At 40.7% G+C, this 24,151-nt stretch carries 26 protein-coding genes; 9 read left to right on the top strand and 17 right to left on the bottom strand.

From position 1 onward, the window contains the following. The 8 genes from HHK01_RS07410 to HHK01_RS07375 all read right to left on the bottom strand — a co-directional run bounded on the left by HHK01_RS07410 (position 1) and on the right by HHK01_RS07375 (position 6,912). Entirely contained in the window at positions 1-504 is a 504-nt protein-coding gene (locus tag HHK01_RS07410; protein WP_170007193.1) for a cytochrome c-type biogenesis protein, read from the bottom strand. Beyond that, on the bottom strand, positions 497-2,479 hold the full coding sequence (locus HHK01_RS07405) for a heme lyase CcmF/NrfE family subunit (RefSeq protein WP_170007192.1): 1,983 nt from the start codon (positions 2,477-2,479) through the stop codon (positions 497-499). Before HHK01_RS07405 ends, HHK01_RS07410 begins: the two co-directional genes overlap by 8 nt. After that, positions 2,479-2,943, bottom strand: coding sequence for a cytochrome c maturation protein CcmE (locus HHK01_RS07400; protein ID WP_170007191.1), 465 nt, complete (start codon positions 2,941-2,943; stop codon positions 2,479-2,481). The genes HHK01_RS07405 and HHK01_RS07400 overlap by 1 nt, the downstream gene beginning before the upstream one ends. A 302-nt stretch (positions 2,944-3,245) precedes the next feature. Beyond that, positions 3,246-3,503 (bottom strand): DUF2933 domain-containing protein, encoded by a 258-nt coding sequence (locus HHK01_RS07395; protein ID WP_170007190.1) that lies wholly within the window; start codon positions 3,501-3,503, stop codon positions 3,246-3,248. A gap of 138 nt (positions 3,504-3,641) precedes the next feature. Continuing rightward, positions 3,642-4,427, bottom strand: a complete 786-nt coding sequence (locus HHK01_RS07390; protein WP_170007189.1) for an urease accessory protein UreH domain-containing protein — start codon at positions 4,425-4,427, stop codon at positions 3,642-3,644. A 135-nt stretch (positions 4,428-4,562) separates the two neighbouring features. Beyond that, positions 4,563-4,940, bottom strand: coding sequence for a cupin domain-containing protein (locus HHK01_RS07385; RefSeq protein WP_170007188.1), 378 nt, complete (start codon positions 4,938-4,940; stop codon positions 4,563-4,565). 69 nt (positions 4,941-5,009) lie between these two features. Then, complete coding sequence (locus HHK01_RS07380) at positions 5,010-5,882, bottom strand: proline iminopeptidase-family hydrolase (RefSeq protein WP_170007187.1); 873 nt, start codon at positions 5,880-5,882, stop codon at positions 5,010-5,012. A gap of 166 nt (positions 5,883-6,048) precedes the next feature. Next, positions 6,049-6,912, bottom strand: a complete 864-nt coding sequence (locus HHK01_RS07375) for a DMT family transporter (RefSeq protein ID WP_170007186.1) — start codon at positions 6,910-6,912, stop codon at positions 6,049-6,051. Between the two features lie 152 nt (positions 6,913-7,064). On the opposite strand from HHK01_RS07375, the gene HHK01_RS07370 reads away from it, so the two are divergent. Next, a complete protein-coding gene (locus tag HHK01_RS07370; RefSeq protein WP_170007185.1) occupies positions 7,065-7,541 on the top strand; it encodes a spore coat protein in 477 nt (158 codons plus the stop codon). A gap of 168 nt (positions 7,542-7,709) precedes the next feature. On the opposite strand, the gene HHK01_RS07365 is transcribed toward HHK01_RS07370, so the two are convergent. Both HHK01_RS07365 and HHK01_RS15820 read right to left on the bottom strand, forming a co-directional pair. After that, positions 7,710-8,333, bottom strand: a complete 624-nt coding sequence (locus HHK01_RS07365; protein WP_170007184.1) for a thioredoxin domain-containing protein — start codon at positions 8,331-8,333, stop codon at positions 7,710-7,712. 15 nt (positions 8,334-8,348) lie between these two features. Then, entirely contained in the window at positions 8,349-8,462 is a 114-nt protein-coding gene (locus tag HHK01_RS15820) for a peroxiredoxin family protein (RefSeq protein WP_170007183.1), read from the bottom strand. Between the two features lie 340 nt (positions 8,463-8,802). On the opposite strand from HHK01_RS15820, the gene HHK01_RS07355 reads away from it, so the two are divergent. From HHK01_RS07355 to HHK01_RS07330, 6 genes are all read left to right on the top strand, one after another. Beyond that, positions 8,803-9,804 (top strand): glycosyltransferase, encoded by a 1,002-nt coding sequence (locus tag HHK01_RS07355; RefSeq protein ID WP_194241287.1) that lies wholly within the window; start codon positions 8,803-8,805, stop codon positions 9,802-9,804. 63 nt (positions 9,805-9,867) lie between these two features. Continuing rightward, the gene (gene selD / locus HHK01_RS07350) at positions 9,868-10,917 is read left to right on the top strand and encodes a selenide, water dikinase SelD (RefSeq protein ID WP_194241286.1); all 1,050 of its coding nucleotides are present in this window, start codon (positions 9,868-9,870) and stop codon (positions 10,915-10,917) included. 81 nt (positions 10,918-10,998) lie between these two features. After that, positions 10,999-11,886 carry a phosphate/phosphite/phosphonate ABC transporter substrate-binding protein gene (phnD, locus tag HHK01_RS07345; protein WP_170008705.1) on the top strand — a complete coding sequence of 296 codons (888 nt, stop codon included), beginning with the start codon at positions 10,999-11,001 and terminating at the stop codon, positions 11,884-11,886. 9 nt (positions 11,887-11,895) lie between these two features. Next, positions 11,896-12,654: a phosphonate ABC transporter, permease protein PhnE gene (gene phnE / locus HHK01_RS07340; protein ID WP_170007181.1), complete on the top strand. Its 759-nt coding sequence runs from the start codon at positions 11,896-11,898 to the stop codon at positions 12,652-12,654. A gap of 15 nt (positions 12,655-12,669) precedes the next feature. Continuing rightward, a complete protein-coding gene (gene phnC / locus HHK01_RS07335; protein WP_170007180.1) occupies positions 12,670-13,431 on the top strand; it encodes a phosphonate ABC transporter ATP-binding protein in 762 nt (253 codons plus the stop codon). A gap of 71 nt (positions 13,432-13,502) precedes the next feature. Next, positions 13,503-14,093: a polysaccharide deacetylase family protein gene (locus HHK01_RS07330; RefSeq protein WP_228027700.1), complete on the top strand. Its 591-nt coding sequence runs from the start codon at positions 13,503-13,505 to the stop codon at positions 14,091-14,093. Between the two features lie 88 nt (positions 14,094-14,181). Here HHK01_RS07330 and HHK01_RS07325 read toward each other — a convergent pair whose 3' ends face one another. The 3 genes from HHK01_RS07325 to HHK01_RS07315 form a co-directional block, all read right to left on the bottom strand. Beyond that, positions 14,182-14,388, bottom strand: a complete 207-nt coding sequence (locus HHK01_RS07325; RefSeq protein ID WP_170007179.1) for a thioredoxin family protein — start codon at positions 14,386-14,388, stop codon at positions 14,182-14,184. A 1,017-nt stretch (positions 14,389-15,405) separates the two neighbouring features. Continuing rightward, positions 15,406-17,757 (bottom strand): FdhF/YdeP family oxidoreductase, encoded by a 2,352-nt coding sequence (locus tag HHK01_RS07320; protein WP_170007178.1) that lies wholly within the window; start codon positions 17,755-17,757, stop codon positions 15,406-15,408. A 110-nt stretch (positions 17,758-17,867) separates the two neighbouring features. Next, a complete protein-coding gene (locus HHK01_RS07315) occupies positions 17,868-19,154 on the bottom strand; it encodes an L-lactate MFS transporter (protein WP_170007177.1) in 1,287 nt (428 codons plus the stop codon). Positions 19,155-19,554: 400 nt separating this feature from the next. Here HHK01_RS07315 and HHK01_RS07310 point away from each other — a divergent pair, with 400 nt between their 5' ends. Next, positions 19,555-19,833 carry a hypothetical protein gene (locus HHK01_RS07310; protein WP_170007176.1) on the top strand — a complete coding sequence of 93 codons (279 nt, stop codon included), beginning with the start codon at positions 19,555-19,557 and terminating at the stop codon, positions 19,831-19,833. Positions 19,834-19,963: 130 nt separating this feature from the next. On the opposite strand, the gene HHK01_RS07305 is transcribed toward HHK01_RS07310, so the two are convergent. From HHK01_RS07305 to HHK01_RS07295, 3 genes are all read right to left on the bottom strand, one after another. After that, on the bottom strand, positions 19,964-20,584 hold the full coding sequence (locus tag HHK01_RS07305; protein ID WP_228027699.1) for a spore coat protein: 621 nt from the start codon (positions 20,582-20,584) through the stop codon (positions 19,964-19,966). 111 nt (positions 20,585-20,695) lie between these two features. Beyond that, a complete protein-coding gene (locus HHK01_RS07300; RefSeq protein WP_170007175.1) occupies positions 20,696-21,238 on the bottom strand; it encodes a spore coat protein in 543 nt (180 codons plus the stop codon). A 13-nt stretch (positions 21,239-21,251) separates the two neighbouring features. Further along, a complete protein-coding gene (locus HHK01_RS07295; RefSeq protein ID WP_170007174.1) occupies positions 21,252-21,449 on the bottom strand; it encodes a spore coat protein in 198 nt (65 codons plus the stop codon). A 295-nt stretch (positions 21,450-21,744) separates the two neighbouring features. Between HHK01_RS07295 and HHK01_RS07290 the strand changes: the two genes are divergently transcribed. Beyond that, positions 21,745-22,854: a Ger(x)C family spore germination protein gene (locus tag HHK01_RS07290; protein WP_170007173.1), complete on the top strand. Its 1,110-nt coding sequence runs from the start codon at positions 21,745-21,747 to the stop codon at positions 22,852-22,854. Between the two features lie 250 nt (positions 22,855-23,104). Here the strand turns inward: HHK01_RS07290 and HHK01_RS07285 are convergent, their stop codons facing one another. Further along, positions 23,105-24,121, bottom strand: coding sequence for a DUF3231 family protein (locus HHK01_RS07285; protein WP_170007172.1), 1,017 nt, complete (start codon positions 24,119-24,121; stop codon positions 23,105-23,107). Positions 24,122-24,151 lie beyond the last annotated feature (30 nt).

The following is a 24,151-nucleotide window of genomic DNA, read 5'->3' as shown; positions in this document are numbered from 1 at the left end:
TTACAGCCAATTTTTCAATTCCTCTTGGACGTTGCTTGCTTCACCAGCACTTAAGACTGTGTTTTGTGGGGAGGATTGTTTCGATTCGTCTTGTGACTTCTTCCACTTTTTTATGAGAAGAGCGATAAGCACTGCTCCAAATGCAATTCCAATAGCTGGTAAAGCCCAAACTACTAAATTAAATCCTTCGGGTACAGGGTAAGCTAGAATTCGTTCACCATACTTTTGCACTAAAAAGTCAATAACTTCTTCCTTATTCATACCCGTTTCCATTAAAGATGTTATTTCTTGTCGCACTTCATATCCAGTAATGAGTGTACAGTAGTCTGCAGTCATAGAGTCTGTACACCCCGGTGGATGAATTTCCTTCGCAACATCTAGCATCTCGCTGCGTGAAACTGAAACCTTATCTTCTACTGCAAAAGTTTTCTTTGGTAAAAGTACTAGTAAAGAAAATACGAACAGTGAAATAGAAAACCACGTACTTTTAAGCTTTTTACCCATAAATGATCGGCTCCGCTTCCAATGACCTTCTTCTTCTTGCAGAACGCTTCGGCCATAAGGAGATTAATGTTCCAAGAATGAGGATATATCCACCTGTCCAAGTCCAAGACATAAGAGGGAATATCTTCACCTGAACAAACGTGGTTTCCTCTCCCTCGGACCAACCGTTTAGTATGACATAGAGGTCCTCTTGTATTGAACTTACTACGGATACTTCTGTTGTTGGCTGGGCTCCGTTGTTATAGAAGACTTTTTCTGGTCGAACAACGCCTATTTCTTCTCCATCTTTCTCTACCAAAAATTCAGCATATACTGTCTGTTTACTTTCATCTCTAATTTCCGTGAGCCCTCTACTATACAACGAGTATTTTCCTAGTTGGATAGCATCACCTTCATTTACTCCACTTTGAATATCGACAGAGTAGGCACCGGCACCTGTATATCCGATTGCGATTAAAATAATGCCAAAATGAGCAACGTATCCACCGTAACGTCGTCTATTTTTAACAAATAGCATAAAGAATGAGCGAATGGTTGATTCACCCGTTACTTTCACTCTAGCCGTTACTGCCTTTGCAAACTCAAGAAAAATAACCATCGCGACAAAGCTTGTACTTGCTAAAGATAAAAGCGTCATCCAATTGGTTACCCCAGCAACTAACAGTGCTATAGCTAAAATGACTGTTAGAATAATCGGATAGCTTAAATTTCGCAACACAGACTTTAGCGACGACCTTTTCCATGCTACAACGGGACCTACCCCCATTAAAATAATGACAGCAATGAAGATTGGAATATTGACACTATTAAAATATGGCGCACCTACCATTACTTTTGATCCTGTAACCGCTTCCGAAATAACAGGATAAATCGTACCCCAAAATACCGTAAATGCGGATGCCACTAATAAAAGATTGTTTACTAAGAAACTACTTTCTTTAGAGATATACGATTCAAATTGAGCATCTGACTTTAGGACAGACCAATTAGAAGATATGTTCCAAATTGAAGCAATTAATATAATCCCAATAAACGCTAAAAAATATGCGCCGATCGGTCCGTTAGCAAAAGCATGAACAGACCATAATAATCCGCTTCTTGTTAAAAATGTTCCAAATATTGTAAGGGCGAATGTGATGGTGACAAGAATGATGTTCCACCTTTTTAGCATCCCCTTTCTTTCCTGTACCATTGTAGAATGAAGAAGTGCTGTTGCTGTAAGCCACGGAAGTAATGAAGCATTTTCCACCGGATCCCAAGCCCAGTAACCACCCCAACCTAACTCTACATAAGCCCATTGTGAACCAAACAATATTCCCATACTTAAAAATAACCATGAAACTAAAATCCATTTTCTAGTGACCTTAAGCCATACGGCATCGGCCTTTTTTAATAGTAGCGTAGCCATACCATATGCAAAAGGAATAGCAAATCCAATATACCCCAGATACAAAGTGATAGGGTGTACTGCCATTCCTGGGTTTTGTAATAACGGATTCAACCCATCCCCTTCATTCATTTGCTCGGGATTTAATGCGAAAGGTTGTTCAATCGTATTAAGTATGAGCACAAAAAAGCCATTGATCATTAACAAAATGGCTGAAACCCACGGTAAATATTGGCTGCTATCTTTATGTTTGGACCACGTGACCAGTGCTGTGTAAATACTTAAAATCCAAAACCATAAAAGTAGTGAGCCGGCATTTCCTCCCCAAAAGGCGGTGACTTTATAAAACAACGACATATCAGTGCTCGCATAGGAAGCAACATAATCGTATCTAAAATCGCCTGTTACTAATAGGTAGATCAATGATCCCGACGCTAAAGTCGTTAAGAAGACAAGGACAAGGACCGAAGACTTTGCACTTTTAAGCCACCGAATGTTTTTCGTGCGTATTGCCATAAAATGACTTATTAATCCGTAAACTATGATAACCACTGAAAATATAAGGGCTAAACGACCGATGTCACCCATTAGTTGTCACTTCCTCCTTGTTCTTCAGTTGCTGGGTGGTCTTCTGGAATTTCTTCCCCTTCTTCCTCCATTGCCTCGTATTTAGAAGGACATTTCACTAGTAATTCAGAAGCAATAAACACACCATCAGCGGTCAATTCACCTTCAACAATGGCCTCCCACCCGTCATTTAACGTATCAGGTTTCACTCCATCATATTGGATAGGGACACGGTAACCATTTTCCCCATTTTCCCCTTCTAACTCAAAAGTTAATAACATAGTAGATGAATCAAATTCAATCGACTCTCCAACAATCTTTCCACTTACTTTAATGCGAGTACCCACTGCCTCCTCTTGTTTTTCATCCAACTCGTCTACAGTCAGATAAAGAGTTGCTGCATTACCAATACTTATGTAGATAAGAGTACCAACTACACCTATAAAGACACCTAGGGCTATTATCATTTTGGTTTTCTTTGCCAATAAAACCACCTCGTTTTTTTACTTCTATGCAATTTTACATTACATTACCTGTGTATTCTAGGGGTTAAATTTGAAGATTTTGTGATGTTACTACTTATTTCTCCTTACATCTCTGTGTTAGTCATTCAGTATAATACCCAGCCCCATGGATAAACGGAGCTGGGTTTTATTTATCTTGATAGCTAGGACGGTTCCAGTACTTTATTGGATGTAAAGTTAACGCTCGTCTTTTTGCTGTTTTTTGTTTTTACTCAAAAAAGTCACAACAACGAATTTAAAATCCCAAGCTCTCATTCGATTGTTTAACTGTTTTGAGCCTTTTTCAAATTCACGACGTTTCCAACTTCACTTTTTGAATTTTTCAGGTGATTTACTTCCTCAGTTAATTTCTGATTTTGCTCCATTAATTCAGACATTTTATTTTGTAATGGTTGCAGATCAGACTGTTGTGGTTGACTTCCCAGATCTTCTTTAGATTCTTTGTTTCCAGAGAACATACCTTTCATACAGAATAACATCATAAGAGGGCACGCAAGTAAGATTAAGAGTTCCCAACTCACACTCCTCACCTCCTCGATTCAGATTTTTTCTTCTATTATGGACAAAAAATATGAGGATTGTGTGAAAAACAAAAAAAGTTATACAATCCTTCCCCTCACTTGCTTCATCAATTCATATGTTTTTCTTCAAACGTTAACCTATAAAAACCAATAAGTGAATGTGTCGTTAATACCCGCTAACAAGAATATGATAGCAGCAACCTTTGTTAACCATCGATTCAATGATTTCGTTTTCTTGAAAAATTTCTGTTTTATCATGTCTGAACTATCGACTAGTATAAGAACAAAGAAGATTAGTGGAATCGTTGTGCCAATTGCAAAAACGGTAGGTAATAGTAATCCACCAGAACTCTGAATCCCTAAAGGTACAAGGAGTCCAAAAAAGAGCCAAACTAATGTTGGACAAAAAGCAAGGGCGAATGCAACACCAAAACTAAAGGAACCAACAGGTGTTCCTTGTGGAATTTTGCTTTTCATCCATTCACTAAATCTTATTCCAAACGAAGGGCGAAACCGTGAGAACCCGAGAAAATATAATCCCGCCAAAATCATGATCGGTCCAATTAACTTTCGAATGGTAATAATAAACGAAGCATTTCCGTTCACCGTTGTTAGCTGTACCCCTAAATAAATTGCCACCCCCCCAACAATCGTATAAATCAACGTTTTCCCTGCGATAAATGCAAACGTTTGGATCCATGTTTGCCTTTTGTTTGTTGCATCCCTAGAAACCAAAGCGAGTGCACTAGCATTGGTTGTGATTTGACAAGGTGATGTAGTTGCGGCTAGTCCAAGTAGTAAAGCCGTCAAAATGGGAATATTGATTTGATCGGTTATGTTAAGGATTGGCTCAGCTACCTTCGTACCGAATTGCGTTAACATTGTATACCATTTTAAGCTTAATTGATGGAGAAGTTCACCCATTGTTATCACTCACTTTATTAGACTATTAGACTATCCTAGTATGTAACGTGTCTAACTTCTAGTGTAAATGGAGATTTTGATAAAACTGTGATGCTTCAAAAACCATTTGAACAATCATTTACGTTGGAAAGGTTTTTAGTCTCGTAGCTGCTCTTCAATCGTTTTTGTAAGAGGAGAATTAACGTCACCAGTATGTAAAGTACTAACGGGTTCTATTAGTACGATTCCGCATTCTTCGTCAGCAATTGGATTGTGCATTGTGTTTTTTGGGATCACACAGAATTCTCCTTCTTCTAATACGATCACATCATCATTTTCAAGTTCAATCTGTAAACGCCCATAAACAACCATAAACAGTTCATCTTCATTTTCATGTTTATGCCAAACGAATTGACCTTTTAACTTAGCTACCTTTACATATTGATTATTTACCGTTGCCACTACACGTGGAGACCAGTATTCAGTTATCTTTTCTAGTTGCTTTTTGATATTTGTAATTGGGACAGGGTTCATGGAAATCATCCTCTACTCTTCATCCTCCTTGCGGCTGTGCAAATTGCTCTTAAAACCTTATTTTTCTTTCTATGAATCCACACTCGCTAAGAAATTGCGAACAACCCTCATATATTCCTCCGTCTCCTCAATATAAGGCATATGAGCACTGTTTTCAAACACATGAAATATTCCATTAGGCGTCAGTCTACTAAAATATTCTGTAGACTGCGGAGTTGCTTCATCATAACGACCACAAGTGTAAAGGGTTGGTACGTCGATTTCTTTTAACTGTGAAGTGCAGTCAAAATCTTTTAAATTCCCAGTTACATAAAATTCTGAAGGCCCCCACATAATGTTGTAAACCTCTGGATTTCTATAATGAGCTCCTTTTTTCAAAAACTCAGGGTACGGATTAATACGGCAGACGAACCGCTTGTTAAACTCGGCAGTGGCGTCCTTATATTCTTGCGAGTCCGTCGTTCCATTCTCCTCACACCTTGTTAAGGTTGCCTGGACATCTTCTGGTAGCAGTTTGCGGTTCCGTTCTTGGTCTTCTGCCCATAGAGGCGCACTTAAACATGGACTCGAGAAGATAACACTTTTCACTCCGACTGGCTTCGTTAGTACATAGGCAGCAGCTAACGTAGTTCCCCATGAATGGCCAAGTATGTGCACTTCCTCGAGAGATAGAGCTTCTCGTATTTGCGCTAATTCTTCAACAAACCGCTCAATATTCCACAAAGACGTATCTGTTGGCCGCTCAGACTTCCCGCAACCTAATTGATCGTAAAAAATGACAGGACGATACTCAGCGAGCACCTTTAAGCCTTGCATTGAGTAATGAGATGACCCTGGCCCGCCATGTAATACGATCACTGGAGTTTTGTTCGTATCGAGATCGTGTTTCTGATACCAGACCTTCCCTCCCGTTACTTCGACGACACCTTTTTGAACGGACATGTGCTCTCCCCCTAATTCTCTTTACTACTTTATGATCAATCAGATAGACAAAAATGGGACTTATTGCATAGAGAACCAAGTAAAATGAAGTTAGAATGGTAAAACGGTAAGAAATAGGGATAGGCAATTGGTGTAAATTTCAACTTCAACACAGTACTCCAAGTCCTCAATCTATTTTCTTTTTTGAAAACGTCCAATTGACAAGAAAAATTCCGACGATAATGAGGAATCCCCCTACGTAAACATACCATTCGACCACTTCGCCTAATATTACCCACCCTGACAAAACACCAAAAAGTGGAGCTAAGAAGAGAAATGCACTCGTTTTTCCAGGATCCCCTCGGTTAAGTAAGTAAAACCAGATAGCAAATTGGACGATGGATGCCATGATAGCAAGCCACAACACAATCAATACAGATATCGTGTTGATGACAAATTTAGGTGTTTCCATCGTTATACTCATTAGTAACAAGAAAAGCCCACCGAAAAGCATTTGATACGCTGTTAACACCCAAATGTTAAAACGATTTCCCCATTTTTTGATTAAGATTGTTGCAGTGGCCCAAGAAATGGATGCACCAAGTCCGAGCAGAGTTCCGATTTGTAATTGTAAGTAAAATCCTAGTGTGATAAACACACCCATGAATCCGACCAATACGCCGATCCAGTGTGAAAATCGATACTTTAGACCGAGGAACAAACTACTTAAAATAACAACAATTAGGGGATTAGTGAATGCTAGAATAGACGATTCCCCTGCAGTGATTGTTCTCAAGCTTAAAAATATACTTCCCATTACCCCGGCGGTCTGGAAAAGGCCAACAAAAAAGATCCTTACCCAATCAGAAAACTCCTTCGGTAGAGGCTTCTTGATAACAAATAGCGCCATTAGCACACCCGCAAATGTAAATCGAATCCCCACTAGAAGAAGTGGTGACAAGTAGTCCAATCCAATTTTTCCAATCGCAAACGACGACCCCATAAGAGAAGTCGTTAGTAGAACAAGGAATCCAAAAAGTATTGGGTTCATCCTTCTCACTTCCTTTTTTATCGACCCTAATACTTTATGGAAACAGACTCATTCATTTAGCTTATCGAGGCCCAATTTTATTTGGCTAAGCTACGATTTCCCTTATCTCAACATATAGTACATTGGTTATTTCAAAAAAAGGAGACATTAGCATGGGAGAAAAAACTTTAGCTTGGCATGAAACCCTAGAGCTTCACGAGTTAACGGCGTTTAAGTCAATCGGATTAATGAAAGCAAAGATGGGGATGAAACAAATTCAAGACAAGCGTTTGCTCGATATTTACAAGAAAGCCATACATGATCTTGAAACAAGTTTAAAGGAACTTGTGCAATTTTACCCATACACCCCTAAACCTGGGCATTCAAGTGAGTACAGAGCAGATAATGGCTTCTACGCAGGAGACCTACTCGCATTTTCAAAGGCAGAAGTAAGAAATTATTCAGTAGCTATTACGGAAACAGCCACTCCAATGCTGAAAGATATGTTAACTAAACAATTAAACACAGCCATCAAATGTCACACAAGGATTTTCAACTACATGTACGAAAACGGGTTGTATCCTTCTTACGATATGGAAAAGTTACTTCAAGGTGACGTCAATCTAGCGAATAAGGCATTATCCATGTAGTGTATTCGCTTGTATGGGAAATTCCCATCCCCTTTCCTTTCGAGCTTAAATTTTATTTGTATACATGGGGGAAATCTTCTTTTCATGCAAAAAGTCACCCTGGAGTTTCGAAAAAAACAGCCTTTTCCAATAACCCCAGGGTACTTTACATATAAATATCTGTATTACTTAGTTCGCGATAAAACACCCGTCCGGACCGCAAACAAGTCCCTGATTCCGGCGCATCTCTTCTTCCGCTTTTTCCTTTTTGAGCTGTCCTTTTTGCCACTCGAAATCAATTTCCTGACCGAATTTTTCTGGATAGCGAATGTACCAGCGTTGTTTTCGAATCGTGAAGTTATCTGGGTCGAGTAAGACTGCATCATCCAGTTCGCGCAAAGCCTCCTCGTTTCTTTCCTGTTTTACATATTCCATCCCGAGCTTAAACTTTGTTTGTGCGAGTTGAATTTGTAAATCAGACTCCGCATTTCTAGTGGACCATTCTTCAAATTCAACCTTTTCCACTTCTTTATTAATCAATTGTTCAACGGCTTGAATATGTTCTGGTGTATCAACGTGAAATCCTTCTTTCAATAGACGAATTGTTCCGTTTTCGTCAATAAAAATACCATTTGGCACAATTTTGAAATGAAACAGGTTCACTAATGTATTGTTTTGATCGACGACGGTAGTAAAGGTGGTTCCTTTCACATGTGGTCTAACCACTTCTGCGCCTTGACCATCAACAGCGACCGAAAGGATTTCAAAGTTTTTGTCTTTGTTTTGTTCGTATACTTTTTGCCAGCCTGGCAACTGTGCACGGCAACGTCACCAAGATGCCCACATGAAAATGAGTGTGTTTTTCCCACGATAGTCACTAATCGAAACTTTGTTGCCATCAAGATCTTCTAACTGTAGATCGTTCATTTTTTCTAGCAGCATCGTTTACCCCTCTCCTTCATGTAAATGTTATCTGTCATAAAGTATTCAACAGCAAAAAGAACAATCCCTCTTTGTGGATCAAAATGCTTTGTACACGCTATAACAGACTATCTTTATTCTTTCATAGGGGGCTTGGACAATTCAAAGATAACGCTCGATCACTTACTTCAATTCAAAAATCATCACTTCCACATTCTGTGATCATATATTCTTTGGGTTAAGAAGAAACTAGTTATAAGCATTTTTAGTGACAGATTCATTTGACTTCGAGATAATCATGAGGAACTCTTCTTATGTGCAATAAAATTAGTTGATTATATGACCAAAGGATGAGAAGAAAATGAAAGTTGTTTTAGCATCACCCAATTTCCATCAACCTCGTGGGAATACCGTGACAGTCAGACGTATAGCAAGCGGGTTGGAGAAACTAGGTGTCAAAACGGACATCGTTTCCATTACAGAAGAAGGCTCCCTCCATTCCTTCCCTTCCGCCGATATTGTACATGGATTTCACGCCCATCATTTTTACACCTTTATGCAAAAGTTGGGACGGACATTAAACCCCTACATCGTCACCCTAACAGGAACTGATTTAAACCACGACCTGTTTGATAAGAGCAAACGAGCAGATGTTATGACTTCGTTAAATGGTGCGAAAGCCATACACGTCTTTGATAACAAAGCGAGAGAAACTTTACTGAATGAAATTCCACAAACAAAGAATAAAATAGTGACCATTGCACAAGGAACCGTTGATTTCCCAAAGGTTCACCTCCCGTTTGCAAAAGAAAAAAACACTTTTTTGTTTGTTTTGCCTGCAGGAATTCGAAAAGTGAAAAACATCCCTGCTGCTATCCATATGATGCAGGCACTCCATAGAAAGTTCCCGCGTGTTCGTCTTTGGCTAGTAGGCCCCATAATCGAGGAAGAAGAAGGGCGACTAGTCAAAGAACTTGTAGACCGGCAAAGCGATTGGATCAGCTACCTCGGTCAGCTCCCGCACTCTAGTATGGGTGCCGTTTATGAGCAGGCAGATGTTGTGTTAAACACCTCCCATTCCGAAGGGCAATCCACTGCTCTTTTAGAAGCAATGGGATATGAAATACCTGTGATCGTTTCAAATAATCAAGGTAATCGCAGCATTGTATCACACAAAGAAACAGGGTTTTTGTATCAAACACCAGATGAATTTCTTGAATTTACCGAGCAAATCATGAATAATAAACACTTGAAGCAAAAGATGGGGCAATTGGCAAAACAATACATTGTCGCGAACCACTCCAATACATACGAAGCAGAAACGTTACTTCATATGTACAAAAGGATTCTTGACATAAAGTGATCCATCTGCGCCTCCGTATTAACTGATGCTACACCTATTCTCGTAAAAAGGAGAGAAATATACATGTCTAGAGAAGAAATCGTAAAGCTTACTTCCCTCTCAACTAAAGGTGGCTGAGGATGCAAAATTGGTCCTGAAGACCTGGCGCAGGTGCTGCGTCATCTACCTAAAAATGTCCCTGACCCTAATTTACTCGTCGGCTTAGACACTTCTGACGATGCAGGTGTCTACAAAATTAACGATGAAACGGCACTCGTTCAAACGCTGGACTATTTTACACCGATCGTTGATGATCCGTATATGTTTGGACAAATTGCTGCTGCAAATGCGCTAAGTGACGTGTATGCCATGGGCGGTAAACCAATTACAGTTATGAATATTGTCGGATTTCCAATTAGTACTTTAGATAAAAGTATTTTGGCCGATATTCTAGCAGGTTCTTCCGATAAAGTGAGAGAATCCGGAGCTGTTCTAGTAGGCGGTCACTCCATCGATGATCAAGAGCCTAAATTCGGTCTTTCAGTCACTGGAACGATTCATCCAGACCGAATACGTGCCAATATTGGTGCAAAACCAGGTGATAAACTCATTTTGACAAAACCGATTGGGGTTGGCATTTTAACGACTGCCATTAAGAGAGATCTTCTCAATAAGGAAGAAATCGACGAAGTGTCTACTGTCATGGCAACCTTAAATAAAAAAGCTGCTGAAGCGATGGCTAACTACTCTGTAAACGCTTGTACAGATATTACTGGTTTTGGCCTTCTCGGTCATACGTTAGAAGTCGCAAAAGGAAGCGGTGTGGGCATTACTGTTACCCATAAAAATGTCCCTGTCCTCTCTAAAACAAGAGAGCTCGCTGAACAGAACGTTATCCCAGGTGGCACGAAGAAAAATCACCAATGGTTAGTTGAAGACGTTGAATACGACAGCAATATTAGTGAGCTTGATCAACTCATCCTCTGTGACGCGGTAACTTCAGGTGGATTGCTCATTTCACTACCTGGGGAAGAAGCTGAAGCACTGCAACGTGATCTACAAGCAAGCGGTGTGCAATCGGCGATCATAGGCGAAGTAACTAGCGAAAATAAAGGACGTATTCACGTAGTGTAGTGTAAAAATAAGGACTCATACCGAGTCCTTATTTTATGAACAACTTTTTCAGATAAATTCTAGTTAAATGAGGTGCAAATGATGAAAAAATGGGGCGTTTTAGCGCTTACCATTGGTATAATCTTTCTACTTGCAGCGTGTAGTGGCGATGCAAGCTCAAGTAATGAACCGAATGATACATTTACAATCGGAGTGATTCCTGCGCAAACAGAAGGTTCTATGCAAGGAGCCATGGATAAACTACAATCTCTTTTAAATGAAAGCTTAGAAAGAGAAGTAACTGTTGAAGTGTATCCAGACTATAACGGTGTTGTTGAAGCTATGAATTACGACAAAATCGATATGGCGTATCTGGGGCCGTTAACTTACGTCATTGCTAATGAACAGAGTGGTGCAAAAGCGATCATTACTCAGTTAATCGACGGAGACCCATTTTACTATTCCTACTTGATCACACATCGAGATAATCCGTGGAATTCAATTGACGAGTTGTTAGAAAATCCAGGAGAAATTGATATGGCTTTTGGGGACCAAAATTCTACCTCAGGGTCTTTAATCCCTTCAATCGAGCTAAAAGACCGTGGCGTTTATGAGTCTGAAGATAATTATAAGTTTAATTCTGTGCGCTTCACAGGCTCACATGACGCCACTGCTTTATCTGTTCAAAACAAACAAGTTGATGTCGGAGCCATTGATAGCGCCATTTACAATCAACTAGTGGAAGCAGGAAAAATCGACGGGGACCAACTCAAAGTGATTTGGGAGTCAGATCAACTATTCCAATATCCATGGGCTGTTACCAAAAATACGGACGAAGAAACGATTCAAAAGCTACAAGAAACCTTTATAGCAATTGAAGATCAAGAAATTCTCGATGCGTTTGGAGCTTCTGGTTTTACAAAGGCCAGTAACGAGGATTATGAGAGCATTAAGCAAGCTGCTGTAAAACAGGGAATCATTACAGAATAGAGCTGATTTATGGTGTGGTTTAAAAGGCGCAACGCTTTTACATTTATAATACTTACGCTGTTTGTCTACATCAGCATGAGGCTGACAGAGTTTGACCTAACGAAGTTTAGAGATTTCCGTAATATGATTGACTTCCTATCACAGTGGTTTCCCATGGACTTCACTCAACTGCCATTAATGCTACAAGATACGTTAGAAACGTTGGCCATGGCCTTTCTTGGAAGCTTTTTTGGATTACTTATTGCTTTTCCACTAAGTTTTGCGGCCGCTCGGAACACCGCACCATCACCATTTCTGTATCACACTTCTCGTGTGATCCTGAGCTTTGTTCGCTCTGTTCCAGAAATCGTTTTTGGTTTGATTTTGTTAACTACACTAGGTCTTGGTCCGTTCCCAGCCGTCCTTGCGATCATGTTTCACAATATCGGTGTACTCGGCAAATTAGTTTCAGAGTTAATAGAAGCAGCTGACTCTGGGCCACAAGAAGCAATGAAGGCAGTCGGAGCAAAAAGTTGGCTTGCTCACCTATTCAGTGTCTTGCCACAAATTTGGCCGAACGTCCTTTCTCAATATTTTTATCGGTTCGAAGTTGCCATCCGAACTTCCCTCATTTTAGGGTTTATCGGAGGCGGTGGAATCGGACAGCGATTGTTTAACGATTTTAAAACCTTTCAATACTCGTCAGTGTCGCTTGACGTGTTAATCATTATGATCATGGTTGTGATTGTCGACTTTTTTGGAAGCTACGTTCGGAACAAGTCTATTTAAGGAGGTCAGGTCAAAATGCTGGAGATGGAAAATATATCAGTTCGTTACCCTAAATCGAAACAAGACGCACTTTCTGGGATTAATGTGTCCTTTCGTAAAGGCGACTTTGTTTGTATTCTCGGTAAAAGTGGTGCGGGCAAATCAACACTTATCCGTTGTATTAACGGCTTGCAAAAACCGACTAATGGCGAAGTCTATTTAGACAAATCCCCTATATTTAGTGCAAATGAAGAGCAACTACGAAAGGTAAGACGGGAGATGGGCATGATTTTTCAGCATTTTAACCTCGTCCCCCGTTTAAGCGTCTTGCAAAATGTGTTAACTGGGATGTTTGGCTACCGTAGCTCTTTTAAAAACTTAATCGGTTGGTTTACTACTGATGAACTTGAGCGTGCTAAGCAGATGATAGCAGATGTCGGGCTCTCTGACATGATGAATCGAAGAGTGGAGTATTTGAGTGGCGGCCAAAAACAACGGGTCGGTATTGCACGTGCTTTAGTGCAACAGCCACGAGTACTACTCGGGGACGAACCCGTGGCTAGCTTAGATCCTGGAACGTCGGACCGTATTTTTACTCTCCTCCAGGAAATCCACCACAGACTTGGACTCCTTACTGTAATTAATGTGCATGACTTCGATCTTGCCAAACGCTATGCCACTCGAATTCTGGCATTAAAAGACGGAAAGTGTATTTTTGACGGCATCCCAGACGAATTCAACGGTGACGAATATCGCGAAACGTATGAATCCTCACCTCAAAGTTTGTTATTCAGCTAGTAAGGAACAACCAATAAGGAGGCTGATCGTCTATGTTAAAAAGCCCATGAGTAGTTGACTGCACAAGGATCGTGTACGATTCTAATGATAGTAGCGTGATCACCACTTCAAAGAAGGTAAATGAAAAGTCTGTAGTTCTTACATTTGATGATGGCCCGAGCAAAGTACTACCACACCTTCTTGACGTATTAAAGTCTGAAAATGTTCCTGCTGTTTTCTTCTGGCAAACACGCCTTCTTTACGCAAAAAGACCGTGGAGAAGAATGCTGGACGACGGACATCTTATTGGAACACATACAACAAAGCACCGGAATTTAGTTCAGCTTTCTTATGAAGAACAGTACCTTGAAATCAAAAACAGTAAGGAAAAGATTGAGAAGATAACTGGGATTGATGTACAGTACTTTCGCCCACCGTTCGGACAATATAATGAAGATACGATTAAAGCGGCAAAGGAATTAAACGTGACTCCGATCATGTGGAGAGTTGCTTCACTGGACTGGGAATTAAAAGAAGATCCCGAGCAAATCATCACAAATGTCGTAGAAAACTTAGAAGACGGTGCGATTATCCTTCTTCATGAGCTACAGCAAACGTTAGACGTCCTGCCCGAATTAATTAGAGCGATACGAGCAAAAGGCTATCGTTTTTCTTTGCTGTAGAGTAGTGCGTCGTTTCCAAATTAAAAAGTATCCCTCAACAGGCTTAATACACGAACACTCGTGCGTCGGCTTATGAGGGATACTTTTATTATGATTGGGCAAATTCCGTTACTTGCTCTTCAGGAATAAACCCGACGGATCGACTCGACTCTTCACCGTCTTTTATTAAGATTAAGGTTGGGATACTTTGTACTCCAAATTGTTGAGCTAGATCTCCAGATTGATCTACGTCCACATAGTAGAAATCAACCGCATCAAGCTGCTCATCTACGCTTGAGACCACCGGCCTCAACATACGGCAGCCTGGTCACCAGTCCGCTCCAAATTCAAGTACGAGTGGTTTGCTCATGTTTTGTTTGAGTTCGTTATATTCCTCTGTAGTAATGGTCTTAGCCACTTTTTGAAACCTCCTTTGACTTCATTGTTTAGCGTCCCTATTCAGTTTAATCGTTAATCATCTAACCAGCAAATTTTTTGGCTTGTCCCAAGTACTTATCCCTTATAGGTCTTTTTTAATATGCATGCTCTATAACCGTATTGTATAAAAACTTCATCCATGCTATAGTGAATACGCGATGAGCTGAATTGTGTAAGTCGATAGACATACTGAGCAAAAGTAAAATGCACGAATGTGGCGTGCAGTCTACCGCCTCAATACGCAAGGAGACGCCCCTTATTGAGGGCGTCTTTTTTTGTTTTTGAAGTTATATGCTCATTAACCTCGGTTGACTTTAATAGACAAGGACCCTGCGGCTCGTACCCCGTTTCTATATTCCCCTGATCGCGGATATCGGCTCCTGTTCGCGGATATATTCCCCTGATCGCGGATATATTCCTCTAATTGCGGATATCTGCCTCTGACCGCGGATATCTGCCTCTGACCGCGGATATCTGCCTCTGACCGCGGATATATTCCTCTGATCGCGGATATATTCCTCTGACCGCGGATATATTCCTCTAACCGCGGATATATTCCCCTGACCGCGGATATATCCCTCTGACCGCGGATATATTCCCCTGACCGCGGATATATCCCTCTGATCGCGGATATCTGCCTCTGACCGCGGATATCTGCCCCTGACCGCGGATATATTCCCCTGATCGCGGATATATCCCTCTGATCGCGGATATCTGCCTCTGACCGCGGATATATCCCCCCGATCGCGGATATAACCCTCTAACCGCGGATGGCTTCGGTTTCCTGAAGTTATCCCCTGGGGGTAACTTCTTATCTCAATATGAAACGCTCGTATCCATTGGTAACATCATAAATCTGGATGAACGTGGGCAAGTTTCCACACACCCTTTTTAATTAATGAGCTTCCATCTCCAACTCTTCAATCCTCTTTTCCACGTATTTTGTATCTTTATGCGCAAAATAGGTTTCTGCTTTTTCAATAATAACAGCCGTATTATACTCTGGAATCCCTGCGTATTTTTCATACACACCCTTTGGTATTAATGCATTTCCCTCTGGCCAATGGACCTCGATATTCCCGGATTTAACTGATACAAACTTTGCCTTACCATGAAAAGATCCATATTGATTGTAGACCACGATGGAATCGCCATCTTGAATGTTATGTTTTTTACCATCTTCTTCATTCATAAGTACATCATAGCGATCTGCATCGTTAAACGGATCAGAGTCACTGTAAATCATGGAATTAAATTGCTTCCCGCGACGAGTTGTTACATAAAAGTGTCCTTCTGGTTTTCGTAGTTCAGGAAGCTCTGCCGCAATCAAGTTTCCTTTTCCATCAGGTGTTGGACATTCTCCACCTTCACATAACCAAGCACCTCCCCATTGGAACACATCGCCTTTTTGATCTAAGTGCTGAACCCCATCATACTTCGGTGCTGTCCGAGCAATTTCTTCCCGTATTTCTTGTGCTTCCTTAACATCTATCAGATGCTCTTGTTCTGGCCTTACTCGTTTAGCAAGATCAACATAAATTTCCCATTCCGCACGGGCTTCACCAATACGCGGACCCTTAATTTCTGGGGAAAGGTAAACCATACGCTCGGTAGACGTGGAAGTTCCTCCACCAGGCTGCTCATATCTAGTCATTGCAGGCAGCACTATAACAGCCTCTTTCGCATCAACCAATGTGGATGTGTTGAAAATAATATCCTGATGTACACGTATATCCACGTTCTCAAGGCACTGTTTAACGAAATTCGGATCAGGCATTGTCTCTAAGAAATTCCCCCCTGACATATAATAAAGTTTTAGTTTCCGGTCATGGTCATCTGGCAACAGTGCATTTTCAAGTGATACGCCGACAATGTCCCCTTGCCAATCTGGAATGTCGAATCCCCAATGCTGTTCTATCCGTCTTCGATTTTCCTCGTCCATTCCCCCACCCGGGAGAACGAACGGATCAGCTCCCATTTCACCTGAACCTTGCACACCGGAGTGCCCTCGGATGGGCATGACACCACAGTGTTCTCGCCCAATAAAGCCGCGAAGCATTGCGAGATTAGCAACTTGTGAAACGTTATCCGTGCCAAAACGATGCTGTGTTAAGCCCATTGACCAAACAAAAACTGCTGACTTAGATTTTGCCAATAGTTCAGCCAGTTCGATCATGCGCCCTTTTGATATTCCAGATGATGTCTCAAGCTGCTCCCACTTATAAGAAGTAGTCTTTTCTTTAAGTTCCTCAAATCCATTGACGTGTGCTTTTACAAAGTCGTGGTCAATGGCAGATCCAGGTTTACTTTCTTCCATATGAAACCAGTGTTTCATCACCCCGTGTATGAAGGCAATGTCGCCGCCGATATTGACCTGGTATACATCATCCGCTATTTTTGTTCCGAACAAGGCAGAGTCAGGGATCGAAGGAATCCAATAGTGATCCATTGAAGGTTCATAATATGGATTGATAATAATAATTTTCGTTCCTTTTCGTTTAGCCGCATACATATACTTTGTTGACACAGGTTGGTTGTTGGCTGCTACTGATCCCCAGAAAACGAGGACATCTGTTCCAATCCAATCTTGGTAGTTACAGCTTGAAGCTCCTATGCCAAGAGACCGAGTTAATGCCGTTTTGGAAGGAGAATGACAAATACGAGAGGCATTATCGATGTTATTGGTCCCAAGGAATCTGGCCACTTTTCCCGCGGTGTAATAAGTCTCATTTGTAATCCCCCGTGATGTTAAATAAAAAGCGTATTGCTTCGGATCAAGTTTTTTTAGCTTGTATGCAATGGTATCAAGTGCCTCACTCCAGGTCAGGCGTCGAAACTTCTTCTCCCCTGGCTTGCGGATGAGTGGAAACGGAATCCGCCCTAATTTTCGAAGTTCCGTACTGCTCATCTCTCTTAATTCGTCAATGTCTGAATAGATAACTTCCTCTTTCATGGCTGGCATAGTATTTAATCTAAGTACGTTTAATCTTGTTGTGCACAAATGGGGCCCAGTTAATGTCTGGTCACGGAGTCCTAATACGCCAAGCGCACAGCCATCACAAACGCCTTTTGTCAAAATGCGCGTTGCATAAGGAAGATTGTCCCGGTTTTCCCATGCCACTTTCATCGTATCGCGAATATGATGTGGTTTAATTTTACCCAGTCCAAACGGTACTTTACTTACCCACAGTTTAGGATCCGGCGATTTAGGTAATGTAACCGGACCTGTATGTTTTGTTTTCCCCAACTAAATCCCTCCGTTCTTACTATTTCAATATAAAAAAACTTTTAGCAAGCAAGAAACAAACTTACCATCAGTTAGGTGAACCCTCCCCACTGATGGTGACTTCACTTTTATTACGCTTCCTTAGTTATGCCAGTTAGTTTAGCACTTGGATTTTCTTGTTCTTTCCTTAACCTTTTCATATCAGCACGGATCCACAGAGATAAAGCAAATGCGATAACGAATAACACACCAAAAATGTACATTGTCATGTTGTAACTATTTGTAGAATCATAGATAGTTGATAGAAGAATTGGACCTACGACTCCTGCTAGTGCCCATGCTGTTAGAATATAGCCATGAATTGCACCGAGTTGTTTAGTTCCAAATAGGTCTCCAATATAAGCTGGTACCGAGGCAAATCCACCACCATAACATGTTAAGATAGCAAAAATCAGAACTTGGAACAAAATAGCACTAAATGCTATCGGTAATGTAAAAAAGGCTACGATCTGGATAATAAAGAAAGCCGTATAAACGTTAGGTCTTCCGATATAATCAGATAATGATGCCCAGCCTATTCTTCCACCGCCATTGAAGAGACCCATCAGCCCAACCATTGTAGCTGCTGCAATCGGCGTCATACCTGAAACCTCTTGTGCCATTGGAGAGGCAACCGCAATGACCGCTATTCCGGAAGTGACGTTAATAAACAACATCGTCCATAGCATCCAAAAACGGCGTGTTTTGATTGCTTCATTCGCTGTCAGTTGTGAGAGATCCGTTCTCACTTTCACTCGTTTATTTGAAGATTGTTCCGCTTCGTTATACCCTTTTGGAGCCCATCCCTCAGGTGGCGGAGATAAATATTGAGAAGCAAGCATCATGACGATAAAATAAATCGCACCGAGAACGTAAAAAGTTGTTGAGATACCTACTGATTCTATCAGTGATGCAGCTGCAGGACCGCTTAATAGTGCCGCAAAACCGAAGCCCATGATGGCTAACCCAGTTGCTAGACCACGTCGATCTGGAAACCATTTAACGAGGGTAGAAACCGGTGCGATATACCCAATACCTAAGCCGATTCCCCCGATCACTCCATAAAATAGATACAATAAAGGTAAGGATTCAATTGCTGTTGCAAAGCCTGATCCAGCTACACCAATACCAAAAAATAAGGCTGCTAACATGCCTGATTTTCTTGGACCTTGCTTTTCCACAAATCTTCCCATAAATGCGGCTGCCATCCCTAACATAAAGATAGCAATACTGAAAGCCATCGAAATTTCCGTCGTTTCCCAACCAAATGCTTCAGCCATAGGGTTGGTGAAAACACTCCACGCATAAGCGGATCCTATAGAAATATGAATACCCACTGCGGAAGCTGCGATGAGCCAACGATTTTTTACCTTTTGCATGTGATTCCTCCTTAAATGTGAAAAAATTATAAAAAAAAACCACCGAACCCTTCCATGACACTCATAGGTATTAGGTGGTTTTCCTCTCGGTTCGGATATTCTTAAATATCAGAAATCATAGCTAGGAACAGTTCACTCTTGATTCTGAGATACCTTCACACTATATATTAGAACATTCTGACAACAGTATAAAGAAACATTACCATGTAAACGCATTCAATACAATAGCCTTCTACCATATTCCTATTAATAAATTAGTCTGGATATGTGCTGATTTAGTGTGTAAAATCTGCACCCTGGTAGTGTTTTTCCAGACTAGTAATGGAATTCGACAGGTTCGACAAAACTCTCACTCTTCTGTTCTGGTGTGTGCTATACTCTTGGGTGAGGAGGTGAACAAATGTCAGAAGAAATGCAACAAGTTAAGCAAGCGATTCGCGAATTGAGTTCGTTGGTTAGCCAAGGTTTTGCTGATGTGAACAAACGCTTCATTGACATGGAAGAACGGATGGACGAGCGCTTTGTACAGATGGAGAAGCGAACAGACGAGCGCTTTGAAGAAGTTATAAAGCGACTTGACCGGGATGAAGAAGACAAAAAATTTCTTTATAATACCGTTGCAAAGCATGACCTTCAACTTCAGCAGCTTTCAGAAAAGCTTCACAACCTCACTTCGTAAGTGTTTCAAACTCTTTCAAAAAAATCCACAACTAGATAACAACTACCTATAAAAAACACCTCTTGTTTGGAGAGGTGTTTTTTACATTAGAGATGATGTAGGAGTCCAACACACTGGAATAATCAAACTTTTAATGCAACTGAATATTCGTTTCCGATGGTGCGTATCCTTGCAGCAGTTGCGTCCAGTCTTGTTCGTTTAACTGTGGCACCGGGAAGTATCCTTGCTGGTTTTGATATAAAAAGAGCTCGTATGCCATTTCAGCGAAGTTCGGCACGCTGTCAACGAGTACTCGCCTGACAACCGGATTGGCAACCTCTAGCGCAGTTGCTGTTGTCTTGGAAGCTGCTGACTTCATCATAGCGAGCATATATCCGGAGATTCCTGCATCATTTACCTCAGTAGCTGATTGGTTGGGTTTTTTAGGTTGTTTAGACTTCATTCCGTATGTGATCTCGTTAGACACTTTCATCATGTATGGTTTCATTTCTTGTGATGGTTTTTGTGCTGTAGCATAGGCTTCGACGACTCTGTTGTATTGAACGGTTACAAATGCGTATTGACGTTCTAAGATTTGCACAAGACCCTTCTCTTTTATGGATCCTTTAAACAATAAATATTGATCCAGTACGTTAATGTAACAAGACAGTATGTCGTGACCGTTAATTAGTTCGTGACCACCGCGGTCTATTTTCACTTCAGCTTGTGTAGATGATGTAGTGCCATCTTGATGGCTGCTTTGTCTATTCACTAACAAAGACCTCCTCGCTTTTTTACCTATGTAAATTCTTTCATTCTTACTCAAGTTTTATCCATAAAAAAATTCGACAAGTACCATGTACTTGTCGAATTTAGGCTGGTCTTAAAAGATATCGAGGTTAACGAGTAAGGCAACGAGAATTTGCAACAGAAGTTGGATATTCACAGCAAGGTCTGTGTCAGTTGTGCTGATCGTCACTTTGCGGGAATTTTTCACATACGTTTGTTGGTAGTTGAATTGTTTAATTTGTGATTTTTGCATGAGCTCTTGTGCTATTTTTTCTGCTTTCTCGCTGTCGCCGATAGAAATGTTTAGTACGAGTACGATAGAGGCTTGAAGAGCAGCTTGTAAAGAAACAGCTGCACGTGTCACTGTAGAAGTGATCTCGACCTCTGCAGAATCGATAACAGTAATGCATTCCTCGGAATACTGAACCGTTTTGTTTTTTTGATCTGCCTCTTGCTCTACAGCTGCGTCATCAAGAGATGTTGGGTTTCTACGGAATGATTCTAGCGCATTCCATTCTGTATTTTCTTCATCATGACGTCTCTTACACCCGTTATAACAATTTTTTTCGGCTCGCTTATCACAATCGGAGCGTCTACGGTAGCGAACCGGTGCATCTAAATTATTCTTTTTTCCCATTACTATTCCTCCTTTACTTGAGTAACTCATTAATTTGGCGTTGCACATCTTGGGCGACCTTTTTAATTTGATTTTTTTGGCTATCAGGTAGATTTCTTAACGAGTCTTTATCCACCCCATTTTTCTTTAGCACATCTTCAACGAGTATGTTCATCATCTCGTTTTTTTGCTTGAGGCCACCTTGTAAAAATTCTTTGAGCTCTTTCTTCATGCTCTGCCACCTCCCTCTCCTGCTTACACCATTATTGTATGGGGACTTGTACAATTAGGAACGACAGATGCCCTAGGGTTAATGCGGAATTTTCCGCTAGCGGTAGGTAAATAGTAAAGTATTGGACAAAAAGCGAATACGTGTTAACTAAACGTGATTGTTGTAAGCTCCTATGCTTTCATCCCAAGCGTACAACGTAATAATTGCCGAGATGATTGTTGCAAAGTCAGGTAGTATAGCATTCATGGAAACGGTCAATCTAAAGGTATGTGTCGTTGGGAAGGAGTTGTGCAAGTTGAGATGTTTACGAGGAGTACGATACACTTACACGCTTCAAATCGGTTTAGTGCTGCTTGTGCTCGTTCTTTTGTCCGGTTGTGTGGAAACGGAAGTACTAGACGAGACAAATATTATAAGTGGATTAGGCTATGATCTAGCATCGAACGATCTTATTATAGGAACAGCCATCGTTCCCGTTTACCAGCAAGATGCACCAACAGAAGAGACTGTTTTTAGCTCAGAAAGTGAAATTAGCCAAGATATTATAGCAGATATGCAGAAACAGTCCCCAAATCCTCTTGGTCCTGGTTCGATGGACGTTGTGCTAATCGGGAACAAGCTGGCGGAGGATGAAACGAATCAAATTTTTGACTCTCTACAGCGAAATCCAAGTGTAAGTACAACGTTACGTGTAGCCATAGTAGATGGAAATGCTGAGGAGTTATTAACATCTAAGTTTGGCGAATCAGAAACAGGTCTTTACGTAAGTCAAATTCTGCAACATAACATGAGACGAGGAGACTTGCCTTTAAGTAACTTACATTTATTCTTCAACCTTTTATACGATAAGGGCGCTGATTCGTACCTTCCGCTCATAAAGAAAGAAGGCACTGGGGATAAGGAGAAGGGAAATATAGCAATCACGGGCGTTGCGCTTTTCCGTGATGATAAAATGGTTGGAAAGGTAGCACAAGAAGACATGTTTAGTTTTAAACTACTAGTAGACATGTACGCAGAAGGTACTCTTCTCGCTCCCTATAATGAAGGAAAAGTTGCTGTCAAAGGCATAAGCTCAAAGCATGAATGTGTTGTCAACAAAGAGGAGGATAAGATTACGATGAACGTGGATATAACCGGTTTCATAAAAGAATATTCTGGTCCTTCTTTAACAACAGAACACTACAAACAAATTGAGAAAAACTTACAAGAAAAAATTGAAGAAACTAGCTTACGTTTGTTGGAACAATTTCAAGAACTAGGTATCGATCCTGTAGCCATTGGTCAAACTGTCAAGCAACAAACAAAAGGGTTTGATTATAAGAAGTGGAAAGAGGAAGTGTATCCAGAACTAGAGTTCACTGTGAATGCTCATGTACAAATTACGGAATCTGGTGTCACAGAATGAGCTTATACGCTTGCTTATAAACGTTTAAAGCCGATCCTCGCTAGTCAACTAAAGGATCGGTTTTTATGTGAAACAAAACAATCCCACCTCTGATGAATACTTGTCGGTTGCAATCGTCAGTAAAGAGGTTGGTAAAGTATTCTGCACAAAGGACTTTTGTTGCCTGTACAAAATAAATCCATTCGTAAAATCTCCAAATGAAAAAGCAACCTGTTTCTCAACCGATTGCTCGCGTTTTTTCTTCGTAAATTCATTTTTTTGTCCGTGCTAATTTTTCCTTATTCATAGTTCCTGGTGGTTGTTCCAGGTAACCGTGCTTGATCATTAAATCAGCTCCATCTTTGGCGTACTGTCCAATTTCTAATGAGAGTCGTTCATAATTACCGACAAGGTCGTTTCTTTGACTAGCCGAAGCTGCAACCGCATAGTTCCCAATTCCTGCTGTGGTAAGTAAACTCATAAAAAATACCATCAATTTATCAGAAAAAGGCGGGACTGTAGAGTTTGTCACGAGTTCACTTGCGGAAATTGGCGAGTGTATGTCGTTCTGGAGCATGGTATCTGAAAAAATTTTAACGTGCTTTGCTGAAATTTCTTTTCCTCTCATCATGTATTTTTGAACATCTTTATTTGGTGAAACTTGTGCGAAACTAAGTGCGATACGCTCTCCTAAAATATTCGTTTGCGTATTCATATGCAAATGTGATATTTCAACCGCACTCAATGGTCTCTTCTCACTAAATAAATGAAAACCACTCAAATAATTTTTCTTATCAACAAAATCTATTTGTTTCGGATACGGGATAAAGGGGGCTCTCACCAAAGTGCCCTTTTGCAAACCAATTTCTACAGATAGATCGTATAACTCAGCAGATTCTTCTAATACGTGCTTAAAGTAGTGTCTAATATCCCTTCTTGCACTCATGACAACTGCCCCCGAGTATGTAACCATCCCGACTCTCCCCATATTTTGAATAAACATTAGGAAAAACACGTCATTATACAGACGTGGCGCATCCAGATGAACATCCGTCTTACTAAAAGCATTTGGCAAAGGAATGCCTTCTTTTTCAAACAGGATGCGTAGTTTTTGTAAGTGTGATATTACCATACTTGACGCCTTTTCGATGGTGGGCGCAATCTCAATATCTTCATTTTTCTCCTTGAAATATTGTAAAAAACATAAGCACATACTGTCGTTAATATAAGCAGACCAAAGAGCAGCTAGTTCTGAGGAGACCAATTTTATTTGTTCCTTATTCTCCATGTACTTTACCTCCTGATTTAATGAGACTAT

It is taken from the genome of Bacillus fonticola (assembly GCF_012955605.1).
Lineage (GTDB): Bacteria > Bacillota > Bacilli > Bacillales > JC228 > Bacillus_CG > Bacillus_CG fonticola.
Note: the sequence above shows the minus strand (reverse complement) of the source record. Positions and strands in the feature narration are given on the sequence as shown.